Annotated in this window: 16 protein-coding genes; 4 read left to right on the top strand and 12 right to left on the bottom strand. The window is 69.6% G+C overall.

The genetic code is table 11. The features are described from left to right. Positions 1–251: 251 nt before the first annotated feature. Complete coding sequence (locus AB0B91_RS24665; RefSeq protein WP_358323787.1) at positions 252–857, top strand: DUF305 domain-containing protein; 606 nt, start codon at positions 252–254, stop codon at positions 855–857. Positions 858–877: 20 nt separating this feature from the next. Here the strand turns inward: AB0B91_RS24665 and AB0B91_RS24660 are convergent, their stop codons facing one another. The 9 genes from AB0B91_RS24660 to AB0B91_RS24620 form a co-directional block, all read right to left on the bottom strand. After that, positions 878–1,693 carry an alpha/beta hydrolase gene (locus AB0B91_RS24660; protein WP_358323784.1) on the bottom strand — a complete coding sequence of 272 codons (816 nt, stop codon included), beginning with the start codon at positions 1,691–1,693 and terminating at the stop codon, positions 878–880. A 3-nt stretch (positions 1,694–1,696) separates the two neighbouring features. Beyond that, positions 1,697–3,994, bottom strand: a complete 2,298-nt coding sequence (locus AB0B91_RS24655) for a xanthine dehydrogenase family protein molybdopterin-binding subunit (protein WP_358323781.1) — start codon at positions 3,992–3,994, stop codon at positions 1,697–1,699. Further along, positions 3,991–4,971 (bottom strand): xanthine dehydrogenase family protein subunit M, encoded by a 981-nt coding sequence (locus AB0B91_RS24650; protein WP_358323778.1) that lies wholly within the window; start codon positions 4,969–4,971, stop codon positions 3,991–3,993. Before AB0B91_RS24650 ends, AB0B91_RS24655 begins: the two co-directional genes overlap by 4 nt. Then, positions 4,968–5,441: a 2Fe-2S iron-sulfur cluster-binding protein gene (locus tag AB0B91_RS24645; protein ID WP_358323775.1), complete on the bottom strand. Its 474-nt coding sequence runs from the start codon at positions 5,439–5,441 to the stop codon at positions 4,968–4,970. Before AB0B91_RS24645 ends, AB0B91_RS24650 begins: the two co-directional genes overlap by 4 nt. Positions 5,442–5,494: 53 nt before the next feature. Continuing rightward, on the bottom strand, positions 5,495–6,913 hold the full coding sequence (locus tag AB0B91_RS24640; protein ID WP_358323772.1) for a DHA2 family efflux MFS transporter permease subunit: 1,419 nt from the start codon (positions 6,911–6,913) through the stop codon (positions 5,495–5,497). A 143-nt stretch (positions 6,914–7,056) separates the two neighbouring features. Next, the gene (locus AB0B91_RS24635; protein ID WP_358323769.1) at positions 7,057–8,268 is read right to left on the bottom strand and encodes a hypothetical protein; all 1,212 of its coding nucleotides are present in this window, start codon (positions 8,266–8,268) and stop codon (positions 7,057–7,059) included. Positions 8,269–8,351: 83 nt separating this feature from the next. Then, entirely contained in the window at positions 8,352–9,362 is a 1,011-nt protein-coding gene (locus AB0B91_RS24630) for a cation diffusion facilitator family transporter (protein ID WP_358323766.1), read from the bottom strand. A gap of 80 nt (positions 9,363–9,442) precedes the next feature. Then, the gene (locus AB0B91_RS24625) at positions 9,443–9,826 is read right to left on the bottom strand and encodes a metalloregulator ArsR/SmtB family transcription factor (RefSeq protein WP_358323763.1); all 384 of its coding nucleotides are present in this window, start codon (positions 9,824–9,826) and stop codon (positions 9,443–9,445) included. 4 nt (positions 9,827–9,830) lie between these two features. Beyond that, positions 9,831–11,141, bottom strand: a complete 1,311-nt coding sequence (locus AB0B91_RS24620) for an aminotransferase class V-fold PLP-dependent enzyme (RefSeq protein WP_358323761.1) — start codon at positions 11,139–11,141, stop codon at positions 9,831–9,833. A 140-nt stretch (positions 11,142–11,281) separates the two neighbouring features. On the opposite strand from AB0B91_RS24620, the gene AB0B91_RS24615 reads away from it, so the two are divergent. From AB0B91_RS24615 to AB0B91_RS24605, 3 genes are all read left to right on the top strand, one after another. Continuing rightward, entirely contained in the window at positions 11,282–11,698 is a 417-nt protein-coding gene (locus tag AB0B91_RS24615; RefSeq protein WP_358323758.1) for a hypothetical protein, read from the top strand. A 168-nt stretch (positions 11,699–11,866) separates the two neighbouring features. After that, on the top strand, positions 11,867–12,886 hold the full coding sequence (locus AB0B91_RS24610; protein ID WP_358323755.1) for a PLP-dependent cysteine synthase family protein: 1,020 nt from the start codon (positions 11,867–11,869) through the stop codon (positions 12,884–12,886). Continuing rightward, positions 12,838–14,109, top strand: a complete 1,272-nt coding sequence (locus AB0B91_RS24605; protein WP_358323752.1) for an MFS transporter — start codon at positions 12,838–12,840, stop codon at positions 14,107–14,109. Before AB0B91_RS24610 ends, AB0B91_RS24605 begins: the two co-directional genes overlap by 49 nt. Here AB0B91_RS24605 and AB0B91_RS24600 read toward each other — a convergent pair. The 3 genes from AB0B91_RS24600 to AB0B91_RS24590 all read right to left on the bottom strand — a co-directional run bounded on the left by AB0B91_RS24600 (position 14,103) and on the right by AB0B91_RS24590 (position 15,713). Beyond that, positions 14,103–14,870, bottom strand: a complete 768-nt coding sequence (locus tag AB0B91_RS24600) for a thioredoxin family protein (protein WP_358323749.1) — start codon at positions 14,868–14,870, stop codon at positions 14,103–14,105. The two genes, AB0B91_RS24605 and AB0B91_RS24600, sit on opposite strands and share 7 nt — an antisense overlap. An 89-nt stretch (positions 14,871–14,959) precedes the next feature. Next, positions 14,960–15,292, bottom strand: a complete 333-nt coding sequence (locus AB0B91_RS24595) for a metalloregulator ArsR/SmtB family transcription factor (RefSeq protein ID WP_358323746.1) — start codon at positions 15,290–15,292, stop codon at positions 14,960–14,962. Then, a complete protein-coding gene (locus tag AB0B91_RS24590) occupies positions 15,279–15,713 on the bottom strand; it encodes an SRPBCC domain-containing protein (RefSeq protein WP_358323743.1) in 435 nt (144 codons plus the stop codon). Before AB0B91_RS24590 ends, AB0B91_RS24595 begins: the two co-directional genes overlap by 14 nt. Positions 15,714–15,719 lie beyond the last annotated feature (6 nt).

The raw sequence follows: 15,719 nt of genomic DNA, 5'->3' as shown, positions 1-15,719 counted from the left end.
CGTGTGCTTGGCGGTGCTGACCTCTTTTCTGCTCCTGGTGCTGATGGTCGCCTGGGTTCGATCGAGGCGGGGAAGCACCGGCATCGACGGACCTCTCTCACCTGTCCGGCAGGTCGCCAGGCCGCCGCCGGAGCCCACCTCCCTGCGCCTGGCATGTCTCTCTGCTGCGCATATAGGCCGTTGACGCGCGGATGGGCCCCGAGGTCGTCCGCGAAGGCCGGCCGTTCTGACAACAGAGAGAACAAGCAACCATGCGTATCAACCGCAAGATCCCGCTCATCATCGCCACGGGCGCGCTCGCCCTGCTGACCGCGTGCGGGGGCAACGGCGAGTCCATGGCCGGACACGACGGTATGGGCAGCACCGAGCCCGCCGCCACCACGCCCAGCGCGCAACCGTCGCCCACCTTCAATGATGCGGATGTGATGTTCGCGCAGATGATGATCCCGCATCACGAACAGGCGGTCGAGATGGCCGACCTGGCGCTGATGCGCGCGAGCGACGCGGAGATCGAGGAGCTCGCGGCGAAGATCAAGTCCGCCCAGGATCCGGAGATCCAGACCATGAAGGGCTGGCTGACCGAGTGGGGCAAGCCGGTACCCTCTGGCGGTGTGGGGCATGACATGCCCGGCATCATGTCCGAGGAGGACATGAAGAAGCTCGAAGCGGCCAAGGGCAAGGCCTTCGACAAGCTGTTCGCCCAGCTGATGATCGCCCATCACAAGGGCGCGATCGAAATGGGACGCACCGAGCAGGCCGACGGCTCCAACCCGAAGGCGAAGGAGCTCGCCAAGAGGATCGAAACCACCCAGCAGGCTGAGGTGGCGCAGCTGCAGAAGATCCTCGACCGACTCTGATCCAGGGAACTGCCCAGGCGTCACAAGCGCCTGGGCAGCAGGAACGGGGTCAATCGTCGATACGTCTGATCAGGGCAGTCGTCATGCAGTGAGTGCCCGCAGCCGGTCAGGACGTGGGCCTCGGCCGCGGGCAGCCGGTCGGTGAACCGATGGAGGAGATCGACGGGCAGAAAGCGGTCCTGATCGCCCCACAGGAGGAGCACCGGTGCCCTCACCAGGTGCAGGTCCCGCTCGGTGGCCGTCCATCGTACGGATCGCTCGACTTTCAGCATGGTCGCCCGGTTGCGCGGCGATCTCATCGCCGCGGCCGCCTCGCGCGCCAGGGCATCGGGAACGCGATCACGGTGGACGAAGGATTTACGCAGCAGGTGCCGTACCGACCACAGAGGCATGAGTCGTACGGCGAGTTCGCCGATGAGCGGCAGCCGCATGAGCCGGAACTCCCACGCATCGCCGACGTCGAGCCCTCCGGGAGCCAGCAGCGCCAGGCGGCTGACTCTGGCCGGAAACAGCTCCGCGAAACGCAGGGCGAACCCGCCGCCCCAGGAGTGGCCGACGATGGCGACCTCTGGCAGGTCCAGGGCGTTCAGGAACGCCGCGATGGAGTGAGCGATCGCGTCCACGTCATGGCGGAACGTCGCGTCGAGAACCACCGTGCCTCCCTGGCCGGGAGGATCGAGGGCGTACACGGTGTGGTGCCCGGCGAGCACCTCGATCATCGCGTGGAACGAGAGCCGCCAGCCGCCGCTGCCGGGTAGCAGCAGCACGGGAGGGCCGGATCCGGTGCTGCGGTAGCGGAAGCGGGCGATGGAGGTGTCCACGTAGAGGTCGCTCATAGATCACATCAACTTGTCCGGAGTGATGGGAAGATCGCGCAGCCGCTTGCCGGTGGCGTGGTAGACGGCGTTGGCGATCGCCGCGGCCGCCCCGACGATGCCGAGTTCGCCGATCCCTTTGGCGCCGAGCGGGGTCTGCGGGTCTGGCCGGTCGACGAAGCGCACGTCGATGTCGGGGACGTCGGCGTGGGTCGGCACGTGGTATTCCGCCAGGCTCGGGTTGGCGATCCGGCCGGTGCCCTCGTCGAACAGGGTCTCCTCGGTCAGCGCCATGCCGATGCCCATGATGATCCCGCCCGCCATCTGGCTCGTGGCCTGTTTCGGGCTGACGACGCGGCCGCCGTCGAACGCGCCTACCCAGCGGACGACGCGCACCTCGCCGGTGTCCTCGTCCACCCGCACCTCGCAGAAGTGCGCCCCGTAGGTGTTGGTGGCGCGTTTGATCGTCTGGTACGGCAGCGCGGACGAGCCGGTCACCTCGAGCGACTCCCGGCCGGCATCGGCGAGGATCCGCTGGTACGTCATGCCACGGCCGTCCGGCAGGAACACTCCCTCGTCGCGCGTCTCCACCTCCTCGGGCCCGCGCCCGGCCAGCGGTGAGCCGGTGCCCTTGGTCAGCGCCAGCAACTCCCGAACCAGGTTGTCGCGGGCCGACCAGATGGCCGAGGCGATGGTGGTGGTGGCGGCCGAGGCGCCCGGGATGCGGGTCTTGGCCACGTTCGAGTCGCCGTGCAGGAAATGGATCTTGTCCATCGGCAGGCCCAGGCGCTGGGCGGCGTGCTGGGTCTGCGCGGTCGACGTGCCGGCGCCCAGTTCGTTCGTGCTGCTGTGGATGGTGATGGTTCCGTCGGCGGCGAGCCGGAGTCTGACGGCCGCGACGAGTATGGCGTCGGGGTTGATCGCCGCCGCCATGCCGTACCCGATGAGGTGGTGCCCGTCGCGCATGGCGCGCGTCGCGGGCGGGCGGGCGCGCCAGCCGAAAGCCTCCGCGCCGATCGCGTACGCCTCGCGCAGGTGGCGGCTGGTGAAGCGGTTGCCGGAGACCGGGTCGCGGTCGGGCTCGTTGCGCAGGCGCAGGTCGAGCGGGTCCATGGCGAGCCGCCAGGCGAGCTCGTCCATCGCCGACTCCATCGCGAACGAGCCGGGCGCCACGCCGGGCCCGCGGAAGAACGCGTTCTGGATGCGGTCCACCCGCACCACCCGCTGGTGGGCGCGGATGTTGGGGCAGGCGTACAGGTGGCGGGAGGCGGCGATGGCGGCTTCGGCGAACTCGTCCGTCGTACAGGTGGACAGCGCGTCATGCGTGATCGCGGTGAGACGCCCTTGGGCGTCGGCGCCCAGAGCGATCCGGCTCCGGGTGGGCGCGCGCCCACCGGTCATGTGGAAGGTCTGTGCCCGGGACAGGACGAGCTTGACGGGACGACCGGCGAGTTTCGCGGCCGCCACCGCCAGCGACACGTGCGGCCAGGCCGTGGTCTTGCCGCCGAAGCCCCCGCCGATGTACGGCGCGAGCACGCGGACCCGCCCTTTCGGCAGCCCGAACTTCTTGGCGAGCATCTCCTTGACGCCATAGGGGTACTGCGTGGCGTCGTAGACGGTGAGGTCGTCGCCGTCCCAGTGCGCCAGGGTCGCGTGGGGTTCCATGGCGTTGTGGTGTTCGAGCGGTGTGGTGTAGACGTGTTCCACCTTGACCCGCGCGTTCGCCAGGCCCGCGCGGGGATCGCCGACGAGGGTCCTGGCCTCCTCCAGCACCGCGTGGGCCGGGGTGAAGGCCGCCTCGGGCGTCATCGACAACACGGCCGGTTCCGGCGCGTACCGTACGTCGACGAGCCTGGCCGCGTGCTCGGCCTGCTCGCGCGCCTCGGCCACGACGACCGCGACCGGCTGGCCGTTCCAGAAGATCTCATCGGTGTTGAGGATCGGCAGGCTCATGGCGGCCGCGGCGACCATTCCCTTGACCGTGGCGTACGCCGCGGTCGGCTTCATCCTCGGGGCGTTCTGGTGGGTCATCACCAGGACGACACCCGGGGCCGTGGCCGCTCTGGAGGAGTCGATGGCGATGATGCGGCCCTTGGGGATCGTGCTGCCGACCGCGACCGCGTGGGCGAGCCCGGGGAGGTCGTGCTCGGCGGTGTAGCGGATGGCGCCGGTGACCTTGGCGCGTCCGTCGACCCTGTCGACCATACGGCCGATCTCGCCTTTCTCCGTCGACAGCGGATCGTGCCGGCCGTCAGGAAGCAGTCTGGCGACCTTGCCCACGGCTCTCAGGCCGAGGCCGAATCCACGTGAGGTGAGGCTCATGACAGACCTGCCAGTTCGGTGAGCGTACGACGGATCAGGCGTTCGGCCAGCTCCACCTTGAAGCCGTTGTGCCGCCGGGGGCGCGCCTCGGCGACCGCCTCCTCGGCGGCCAGACGGAACGCCGGCGCCTCCGCCACCGCACCCGTCAGCAGCTTCTCGGCCGAGTACGCCCGCCACGGCTTGTGCGCCACCCCGCCCAGCGCGATGCGTACCGCCGCCGTCCTGCCCTCCTCGACCCGCAGGAGCACGGCGACGCTCACCAGCGCGAACGCGTAGCTGGCACGGTCGCGGACCTTCACATAGGCCGCCTGCCCCGGCCGGCCGGGCGGCAGGTCCACGCTCGTGATCAGCTCGCCGTCCCGCAACTCCGTCTCGACGTCGGGCGTGCGGCCAGGCAGCCGGTGGAAATCCGTGAGCGGTACGGCTCGTCGCACCCCGCCAGGTCCCTGCACGTTGACGACGGCGTCGAGGGCGGCCAGGGCGACGCACATGTCGGACGGGTGCACCGCGATGCAACTCTCGCTCGACCCCAGAACGGCATGCGTGCGGTTGAAGCCGTCGAGAGCGTCGCAGCCGGTGCCCGGCGCGCGTTTGTTGCAGGCCGCGGCGGCGTCGTAGAAGTATCCGCACCGGGTCCGCTGGAGCAGGTTCCCGCCAACGGTCGCCTTGTTGCGGAGCTGGGGCGAGGCGCCGTTCAGGATCGCCTTCGCGAGCAGCGGGTAGCCGCGACGGACCCGGTCGTCATGGGCCACCTGCGAGTTGCGCGCCAGCGCCCCCAGCCGCAGGCCGCCGCCGGGCAGGTCCTCGATGCCGGCGAGCGGCAGCCGGGTGATGTCCACGAGCCGCTCCGGGCGCTCCACCTCCTCCCGCATGAGGTCCATCAGGTTCGTCCCACCTGCGAGATACCTGGCAGACCCCGCTGCCTGGTCGATCGCGTCGGAGATGGTCGCGGCCCGGACATAGGAGAACTCCTTCATGACCGCGCCACCTCGCGGATGGCGGCCACGATGCCGTTGTAGGCGCCGCAGCGGCACAGGTTCCCCGCCATCCGCTCCCTGATCTCGGCGTCGGTGAGCGCCGCGGGGCCGCCGGGTTCGGCTGACACGGCGCTCGGCATTCCGGCACGGTGCTCCGCGAGCATGGCGACGGTCGAGCAGATCTGCCCCGACGTGCAGTATCCGCACTGAAATCCGTCATGGGCCAGGAAGGCGTCCTGCACCCGGCTGCCCACCTCGTGAGCGGCCATGGCCTCGATCGTGGTGATCTCCATGTCCTCGCACTGCACGGCCGGCGCCAGGCAGGAGTTGATCCGGTGACCGTCGGCCAGCACCGTGCAGGCACCGCAGGCGCCCTGGTCGCAACCCTTCTTCGTGCCCGTCAGGCCGAGGTGCTCGCGCAGGCAGTCGAGCAGGCTCACCCGGGGATCCAGATCCAGCTCGTACGACATGCCATTGACTCTCAACTGGACAGAAACGTCCATGACCGTCCTTATCTTGCGGATCAGTGGGCGTGTACGCCGGCGGGGAGCTGGGCCTTGCCCCTGGGCACGAGCGCTAGCGCGATGATCGCGGCCGCCCCCGCGCCGACGGCGCAGGCCGTGTAGGCGGCGGCGAATCCGGCCGTCGAAGCCTGCTCGATGCCGACGGCGGCGATCGTGGACAAGACCGCCGTGCCGATGGACCCGCCGACCTCGTGGAAGGTGTTGACCACACCGGATGCCAGCCCGGCCTCGTCGTGCGCGACGAACCCGAGCGCCGTGGTGGTGGCGGCCACGAACACCGGCACCACTCCGGCGGCGCCGATGGTCAGCCCGATCACGATGCCCGCCGTACCCTCCGACAGCGCCAGCACCACGGCACCGGCCCCGGCGAGGACGAGCCCGCCCACCGCGGTCACGCGTGCGCCGAGCTGCCCGATGAGGCGACCCGCCAGATGCCCGGCGACGGCGGTCGCCACCGCGACCGGCAGGAACAGGAACCCGGCGGTGAGCGCGGACTGCCCTTGTACGCGCTGCAGGTACAGCGAACCGAGGAAGACGAAGCCCAGCAGCAGGGCGGTGCCGACCAGCATGAGGAACGCGCCGGTGGCGACGGGGCGGCGGGCCAGAACGCGCACGTCCATCAGCGGCTCCTGGACAGCCCGCTCGACCAGTGCGAACGCGGCGTAACCGACCACGGCCCCGACCAGCGCGACCAGCGTGGCCATGCTTCCCCAGCCCGCTTCTCCGGCGTTGACCAGACCGTAGATGAGCGCCGCTGTCGCCCCCGTGACCAGCACGGCGCCAGGCAGGTCCACCCGCCGCCGCACCTGGGGCCGGTCGGCGGCGACCAGGCGGGGCAGCAAGGCCAGTACGGCCAGCCCGACAGGCACGTTGATGAAGAACACCCATCGCCAGCCCGGCCCCGCCGCCAGCACGCCGCCGAGAATCGCGCCGACGGCGAACCCCACACCGCCCAGAGCAGCCCAGATTCCCAGCGCCTTGTTCCGCTCGGCTCCGTGGAAGGTCCGCGTGAGCGTGGCCAGCGCCGAGGGGGACAGCAGAGCGGCGCCGACGCCCTGGGCGAGCCTGCCGCCGATCAGCATGGGGCCACCGGTGGCCAAGCCGGTCACCAGTGAGGCGAGGACGAAGACGATCAGCCCGGTCAGCAGGATGCGGCGGGCCCCGAAGGTGTCGCCGAGCCGCCCGCCCAGCAGCATGAGCCCACCGAAGCACAGCGTGTACGAGGTGACCGCCCAGGTGAGCGGGACACGGTCGAGATGCAGGTCGGCGCCGATGCTGGGCAGCGCCACATTGATCACGGTGACGTCCAGGATCAGCATGAACTGCGCCACGCACAGCAGGATCAGAGCCTTCCAGCGCTGCGGGTCCGTCGCCTCCGCCTGGTCCGGCGACAGAGCGAGATGATGGCCGTGAGCCACAAGATCTCCTTAAATTGAACAGCAATGTACGAGTTATCGTAGACGACTCTACGAGCAACTTGAACATGTGTGTTCAATTTAAGGTGTCTATGGCGAGGACGAGCTGCGCCCCGAGGCCGACAGGCCCTGGGACGCTCGCGTAATCAACCGTGCAGGCCGTCGGGGTCGCAGTAGTCGACCCGGTTCGTCGGCTTGAAGTTGGACACGATGATCTCGCGTTTGAACGGGCCGCCCCGTGGCACGTCCTCGGCCGACACCTCGTACGTGAACTGCTGCATCGTCCGAAGCCGGGTGCCACCGATGATGACCGGGCGCCGGACCAGGTAGATGGCGGCCCACGGGCAGCAGTAGTAGCTGCCGTACGGATTGCCCCCTGCGTCGGTGGCGTAGGTGATGGCGCCACCGGTGAACGCGGCGTCGATCTCGGCCTGGATGCGCAGGGTGCGTGCCGGGTCGGGGTCGTACTCCCACATCTCCTTGATCGCCTGCCGGGCGCGGGGATCGGCCTGCCATACACCGCGCTTCTGCGGGTCGGTCAGGCACCAGGGGTCGAAATCGCGGGTGTTCACCGGCGGCACCGCGACGGGCGGCGCGGCCCGTCTCGCGTCCACCCCTTTGTAGCCGGCGATGAGTTGCGGCATCGCGGTCAGCTGGCCGAGGTGGTAGTAGATCTCCAGCGCCCGCTGCAGCCGCTGCTCGATCGCCTCGTGCATGCGCGAGTTCGGGTTGGTGTCCAGCAGCCCCTCGGCGTAGTCGGCGGCGGTCGCGGCCTCGGCGACGAGTTGCCTGAGCCGCCGCAACGCGTTCAGGTGCCGATCGGCGTCGGCGACCGTCTGCTCGAAGACGCCGAGGGCGACCTCGGCGTGCTGGCGGATCGAGCGGGACGCGGCGAGCATGCCATGCAGGTGCGGCAGCGGACATGGGCTGGCCTCGGCCCACTCCGGCAGGTCGGCCGGGAGGAGCAGTTCCTGCTCCACCAGGTAGCCGGGGTTGCCCGCCGCCTGCCGCGCCCGCGACACCCAGCCTTCCACCTGCGCGAAGCACGCCCCCACCTGCTGGGCGGTCACCGGCGGCACGAATCCGGAGGTGCGGGGGTCGGCCGCGTAGTCGGCGTCCAGCAGGTGCTCGCCGATGGCCTGGAGGACGAACGCGTTCCACACGCACAGCAGTTGCCCGGCCGCCCCCTGCGGGCCGTGCCACAGGTTCACCCCGTCCTGGGCCAGCCGGCGCCGGAGGCTTTCAGCCTGCTCCAGCTCGGTGTACACGATCCCGCCCGCCCGCCGGTACGCTTCGAGCTCGTCGGCCCGGACCTCTCCCTTGAGGGCGGCGGCCATCCGCGTCATCAACGTCCCCATGCGATCCCCTCACCCCGTACGCCGTCCGTCGTAGCGTAAGTCGGGATATGGGCGGCAATCTCTGACTAACCTCAACGTTTTGATCACGGGTCGACAGGCAGATCCTTCGGCTGTGGCACCGAGGTTCCCTTGTGCGAGGGGCCGTGTGAGTCGGCGCAGTGCGCGTCCGCCTCGCCGATGGTCAGCAGCTCGGGCGGGGCGTGGTCGACCTGCAGGGTGGTGTGTTCGATGGCGTAGGAGTCGTGCAGCAGCCGCTCGGCGGCCACTCGTACGGCGTGGCAGTCGGCGCCCGGCATGACCAGGATGTGCGCCGACAGGGCGGCGTAGCCGGAGGTGACCTCCCAGACGTGCAGGTCATGGACCTCGACGACGTGGTCCAGGGCGGCCGCCCGCTGGCCGATCTCGGCGGGGTTCATGCCCACGGGCGCGGCTTCCATGAACACCCGGCCGGCGTCGCGCACCAGCCCCCAGCCCGCCTTGAGCATCAGCCCCGCCACCACCAGGGCGGCGATCGCGTCGGCCTGCGCCCAGCCGGTCAGCCACACCACCGCGCCCGCGATCGTGGTGGCGATGAAGGCGAACAGGTCGTTGAGGATGTGCTGGTAGGCGCCCTCGACGTTCAGGCTGGAGCGGTTGGCGCGCGACAGCAGCCAGGTGGCCGCCAGGTTGACGGCGATCCCGGCCAGTCCGGTCACCACCACGTACAGGCCCTCCACCTGGGAGGGTTCAAGGATCCGGCGGACGCCTTCGTAGATGAAGTACGCACTCAACAGCAGCAGCGTGATGCCATTGACCTGGGCCGAGATGATCTCGGCCCGCTTCAGCCCGTAGGTGAAGCCACCCTGCGGGGGCCGGGCGGCGATGCGCATCGCGATCAGGGCGAAGACGATGGCCACCGCGTCGGTCAGCATGTGCCCGGCGTCGGAGATCAGCGCCAGTGACTGTGCCACCAGGCCGATGACGACCTCGACCGCCATGAAGCCGACGATCAGCGCCAGCGCGCCGCCCAGGTAACGGCGGTCGGCGTCCACGCTGACGGCGTGCCCGTGCCCGTGCCCATGCCCTTGTCCGCCGTGGTGATGGTCTTCCGCCATGATGTCCTCTCAATCTAATACATGAACAGATGCTCAGATGTGAGGGTCGCAGGACCGCTGTCGATCTGTCAATCGTTCTCCTACGCCTCTCGTTCGGGGTGGATCGCCTGCGTGTGGGCCGTGTGAGCCGCGGCCAGGTCCAGCAGCATGCGGACGTGCGCGTCGTCGAGCCGGTAGTAGGCCATCCGGCCGGCCCGCCGTACCGAGACCACGCGATGCGCTCGGAGCAGGCGCAGGGCGTGGGAGGTGGCGGACTCGCTCAGCCCGCTCACCACCGCCAGATCGCACACGCACAGTTCTCCCTCGAGCAGCGCCATGAGCAGCCGCAACCGGCCGGGATCGGAGAGCAGTCCGAAGACGTCGGCGGTGTCGGTCAGGTCGGTGTCGGCCGGCATGCGCGCGTTCACGGCCGCGACCCGCTCCGCGTCGACCACCCTGGTGCTGCAGCTGTCGACGTCCGTCACTTGATTAGCTGAAGATGCGTTCATGCGTCAACCATAGGTGCGATCCGGCGAGGTCGCGCAGTGCCAGGGCGAGCCGGTCGACGTCGTCCGCAGAGGTGAACAGGGCGGGAGTCACCCGGACGCAGTCGCCCGCGCTGACGCCGCCGCGGCGGACGGTGAAGATGCGGTGGCGGCTCATCAGATGGTCGGTGATGGCGACGTTGTCGGCCTCGCTGGTACGCCCGCTCACCCGGAACGCGGTGAGGGCGCCGTACATCGCAGGGTCCTCGGGCGTGAGGATCTCCATGCCGGGGACGTCACGCACCTGCTGGACCCACCGGTCGCGCAGGTAGCGCAGGCGTTCCTGCTTGCGCGCCGAGCCGAGAGCGTCGTGGAAGTCCAGGGCCGCGCCCACGGTGAGGATCGGGGCGACGTCCATGGTGCCGGAGTGGACCCGGGAGCGGATGTCCTGCGCGGGATAGGTCTCATCGGCGAAGACGCGGTCGATGTCGGCCAGGCGATCCTGACGGATGTAGAGGAATCCGGATCCCAAGGGCGCGCCCATCCACTTGTGCAGCGAGAAGGCGGCGAACTCGGCGCCGAGGTCGGCGATGGTGAAGTCCAGTTGTCCCCAGGAGTGGGCGGCATCGACGATGACGTCGACACCGTGGGCGCGGGCCAGCGCGGTGATCTGCTTGACCGGCAGCACCAGGCCGGTGCGGTTGTTCATGTGCGACAGCAGGAGCAGCTTGACTCCCGGCCGCTCGCGCAGTGCTTGGGCATAGGCGTCCAGCACCGCCTGCCGGGTCGCCGGTTCCGGGATGACGAGCCGCTCGACCCGCACGGCGCGGCGCTCGCGCAGCCAGTTCATCGCGTACTGGGCGCTGTGGTAGTCCAGGTCGGCGTACATGACCGCGTCGCCGGGGCGGAGCCCGCGGTAGCCGGCGATCAGATTCTGCAGGGCCTCCGTGCCGCCGCGGGTCAGCGCGATCTCCTCCATCGCGACGCCCAGCAGGGCGGCGATACGCCGGCGGACCTGGTCGGCCTGGCTCTTGTACGTGGTGCGCAGCAGGTAGGAGCTGACCTCGTTGAGGTGGTCGACGTTGCGGTGATAGGCCCGTCGTACGGGCTCGGGCATGATGCCGTAGTAGCCGTTCTCCAGGTTGACGAACTCCGTGCTCACCCGGAACCGCCGTGCGACCGCGGCCCAGAAGGGCTCATCGCGGGCCAGCAGCTCGGGCGCGATGCCCGACGGAACGATCAGCGGATCGGTGAGGGCGGGGCCGGCGGCCAGCGCGCCCAGCCCGGCCACCATCCTGCGTCGGGACAGGCTCATAGAAAAACTCCACGTAAGTCGGCAGGATGACCAAATGTATTTCGCTGAATGTGGCATGTCGCGAACAGGGAATCCCGCTTTACGGAAACCTTTGTCTTCGCTGGGCGCGTCCTGCCGCGCGCCGGGCATCATTGCCAGTGATGCTCGCGACACGATCAGTTCGTTCTCGCCGTCCGGCCCCATGGAGCGCCGGCCGGCTGTTCGCGAACGCCTTGGTCGTCCTCGTCATGATCATTGGTGTGGTGTTCGCTCATGGCGGCGGGTGCGCGGCCGTGATGCTGTCGGAAGCGGGCGCGCACGCTGAGCACGGCGTCCGGTTCACCCCGATCATGTCGGTGAGCTCGCCGGATGCGCGGTGTCTGCATCGCGAACTGCCGGTCGGCCATCATCACGGGACCGAAGAGGACTGCCCGGCCGGCGTGTCGGTGTCCTTCGACCTGCCGGCGGGCTCCTGCGCTTCCTCGGCGCGGCTCGCCGGGAGATCTCCGGCGACCTGGGGGGACAGGTCGCCACCGGCTTTGACCGCTTTCGCGGAATTCTGCGCCCTGCGCATATAGGACGTCGGCGTTTTCATTCGTCGTCGTCCATTTCCGTTGGCCCGGCGGTTATTCCGTCAGGCCCGGACAGCATCATTCGCATCGGGGACCAACCACATGCCATCGCCATCAACTTCCGTACGCTTTCCGAGCGCGCCATCAGCCGGATATTCATCACTCTCCCTCGCGGTGGGGAACACCCCGCTGGCATTCATCGCCGATCCCCGCGTGTCAGGAGGCAGCGGGTTCTGGGCCAAGCTGGAGGGCTTCAACCCGGGCGGGATCAAGGACCGGCCCGCCCTGCACATGGTCCGCCAGGCACGCGCCAGAGGAGACCTCGAACCCGGCGCGACCATCATCGAGTCCACCAGCGGCACGCTCGGGCTGGGCCTGGCGCTGGCGGGCATCGTCTTCGGCCACCCGGTCGTGCTGGTGGGCGACCCGGGCATGGAGCCGCTCATGCGGCGGCTGCTCACCTCCTACGGCGTCCGCCTGGAGATCGTGGCCCGGCCGCATGCCGTCGGTGGATGGCAGCAGGCCCGCCGGGAGCACGTACAGCGCCTGCTGGCGGAGATCCCCGGTTCCTACTGCCCCGACCAGTACAACAACCCCGACAACGTCGACGCCTACGCCGGGCTGGCACACGAGTTGCTGGCCCGGCTGCCCCACATCGACGTCCTGGTGTGCTCGGTCGGCACCGGAGGGCACAGCGCCGGCATCTTCAATGTGCTGCGCCGCCACTTCCCCGGCCTCAGGCTGGTCGGCGTCGACACGGTCGGGTCCAAGATCTTCGGCCAGCCCGGCAGGCCACGGCTGATGCGCGGGCTGGGCAGCAGCATCCACCCCCGCAACGTCGCCTACGACTCCTTCAGCGAGGTGCACTGGGTCAGCCCGGCCGAGGCGGTGTGGGCCTGCCGTACCCTCGCCGCCCGCCACTACATCTCCGGCGGATGGAGCACCGGCGCGGTCACACTGGTGGCCGGCTGGATCGCCCGCGTCACCGCCGGCCAGACCATCGTCGCCGTCTTCCCCGACGGGCCGTGGCGGTACTGGGACACCATTTACGACGACGACTACTGCCACGCCAACGCCCTGCTCGGCACCGTCCCGAACGACGAACCGGACCTGCTGGAGACCCCCACCGACCGCGAGGTGCACCGGTGGACACGCTGCGCCAACATCAGCGACCCGCTGGGGAGCATGCGGTGATCGGCGCGCTGCGGCAGTTCCGCTCCTTCGACCGCCCGATCCAGCTCCTGCAGATCAACCAGGTCGGCATCAACCTCGGCTTCTACATGCTCATGCCCTACCTCGCCCAGCACCTGGCCACCGGCGCGGGGCTGGCGGCCTGGGCGATCGGGCTGATCCTGGGACTGCGGAACATGAGCCAGCAGGGCATGTTCCTGGTCGGCGGCAGCCTGTCGGACCGGCTCGGCTACAAACCGATGATCATGATGGGGTGCGCGCTGCGGACCGTCGGGTTCGCCCTGTTCGGGCTGACCACCTCGCTTCCGCTGCTGGGTCTGGCCGCAGTGCTGACCGGTTTCGCCGGGGCGCTGTTCAACCCGGCGGCGCGCGCCTACCTCGCCTGCGAGGCGGGGGAGCGCAAGGTCGAGGCGTTCGCCGTGTTCAACGTGTTCTACCAGGCCGGCATCCTGCTGGGCCCGCTCGTCGGCGTGGTCCTGTTGAGCGTCGGCTTCACCGCCGTGTGCCTGTCAGCGGCGGCGATCTTCGCGGCGCTGACGGTCTTGCAGGGGAGGTACCTGCCCAAGCGTCGCGTCATGGACAGAGATGAGCGCCAGCCCGTACTGCGTGACTGGAAACAGGCGTTCAGTGATCGCGCCTTCCTGTCCTTCGCCACGGCGATGATCGCCTCCTACGGGCTGTCCTACCAGATGTACCTCGGGCTGCCGCTGGAGGTGCAGCGCACCGGCGGCGGCGACCGGGGAGTGACGGCGTTGTACGCGCTGTCGGCCCTGCTCGGCATCGCCGGACAGGTGCGCCTGACCGCCTGGTGCGCCGCGCGCTGGACCCGGGGCCAGGCGATCGCCCGCGGGCTGGCGCTGACGGGGCTGGCCTTCGCGCCGATGGCGGTGGCGGTCCCCGCGCCGTGGTCCCTGCTGCCCGCGGTCGCCTGTGCGATCCTGCTCACCCTCGGCACGATGATCGCCTTTCCCTTCGAGATGGCGACCATCGCCGACATGGCGGGAGACCGGCTGATCGGCACCTACTACGGGGTGTACAACCTGCTGTCCGGCGCCGGCATCCTGACAGGCAACCTGCTGGCCGGCGCCCTGGTCGACGTGGCCCGCTCCTCCGGCTGGGCGAACCTGCCCTGGCTGCTCCTGGCCGCCGCCGGCCTGACCTCGGCGGCGGCCGTCAGCCGCCTGGAGCGGCGCAACCGGCTGGCGGCCTTTTCCACGTGTCACTGACTGTCGTACTCGTCATGGCGGCGCCACCAGAAGCCGTTCTCGTTGCGGCCGAGCGGCGCGCGGTCGAGCCACTGGTACATGCCCCAGAGGCCGTCCAGCCCGCGCTCGTACGCCGAGTAGGTGTGATAGACGACGCCGTCCTCGAGCGCGAACGCGCTGACACCGGGCCCTTCTCGCCGGTACGTCACCCAGTCCGTTCCGACGATGCTCGATGCGAACTCGTCGAGCCCGGCACCCTCCTGACCGGCCGGCGGCCGGAAGTCGCTCTTGCGGAAGTTGTACTCGACGGCTCCCGACCGCCACTCCTCCTCGGTGTGCGCCGCCTGGAAGTCGTAGTTGAAGTCGCTGTCGTATGACGAGGCCCAGGGGAAGCTCCAGCCCATCCGCCGCTTGTACGCCTGCAGCTTGGCGAGCGGCGCCCGCGACACCGCGCAGAGTGTGACGTCGTGGTTGGCGAGGTGGACGACGGAGCCGTCGAAGCCGTCCGCGATCGCCGAGCAGGACGGACACCCCGCGGTGTAGTCGGGCCCGAACATGAAGTGGTAGACGAGCAGTTGCGAGCGTCCTCGGAAGAGCTCGGCGAGGGATGCCGCGCCCTCGTCGGTCTCGAAGTGGTACTTCTTGTCGACACGGACCCAGGGCAGCTCCTGGCGCCACCGCGCCAGTTCGTCGCCGCGCCGCGTCAGGGCCTTCTCGGCTTCGAGCAGCTCCAGGCGGGCCGCGAGCCATTCTTCACGTGTTCCGGTCTTGTGATCGGTCATTGTTCTCTCCTTTCGTGAGCCCAGGAACACACAGGGCTACATCGGGGGCATGCCCTCGGCGTTTTCCGGTACGCCCCGGTCGGTACCCCTTACGAATCCAGCCGGCGTCTGAGGGCGTCGAGGTTCGAGTCCCAGTCACGGGCCAGCGCGGCGAGAAACTGCTGCGCGACCTGGATGGGGGCCGACTGGAGCCGGTAGCGGACGCGGCGCCGCTCGCCGGGCTCGGCGATGACCAGCCCGGCCTCGGTGAGCAGGGCGAGGTGCTTGGCGATCGCCTGCCGGGTGATCGGCAGGTCGGCCGCCAGGTCCGTCGCCGTGGCCGGCCCGCGGGACGCGAGCGCGGCCAGGATGCTCCGCCTGCTGGGATCGGCCAGCGCGGCGAAGACCTCTTCCGCGACGGCCTCCGGGTCACGCGCGGGCATCGAGGTATTCGACCAGCTCGCCCAGCTCCTTCTGCCAGCCCTCGACGTTGCCGCCGTACGCGCCGGAGTAGAGGTCGTCGGGCAGTTGCGCGAAGCCGGTTTCGACCACGGTGAGCCGCGTCCCTTCACCTACCGGCTCAAGGGTGAACTCGACATAGGTACGGCGCGGATCGTCGGCCGGCAGGCCGTAGATGCCCCAGGTGTAGCCGAACACGTGCGGTGGCTCGAGGCGCTCGATACGCAGGTCGGCACGGTGGCCGCCCTCGAAGGTCAGCTGCGCGAGGCCGCCGACGCGCAGGTCGACGGTCGCCTTGTGGCCGAACCACGTGCCCAGTCCCTCAGCCGTCGTGATCGCTTCCCACACCGTCGCCGGCGGTTGGGCGACGGTGATGCTGCGCTCGATCCGATCGGGAAAACCCATGACGCA

The sequence above is a fragment of the Nonomuraea sp. NPDC049141 genome, from assembly GCF_040648415.1.
Taxonomy (GTDB): Bacteria; Actinomycetota; Actinomycetes; order Streptosporangiales; family Streptosporangiaceae; genus Nonomuraea.
The sequence above is the reverse complement of the archived record's forward strand: the minus strand, read 5'-3'. Positions and strand labels throughout refer to the sequence as shown.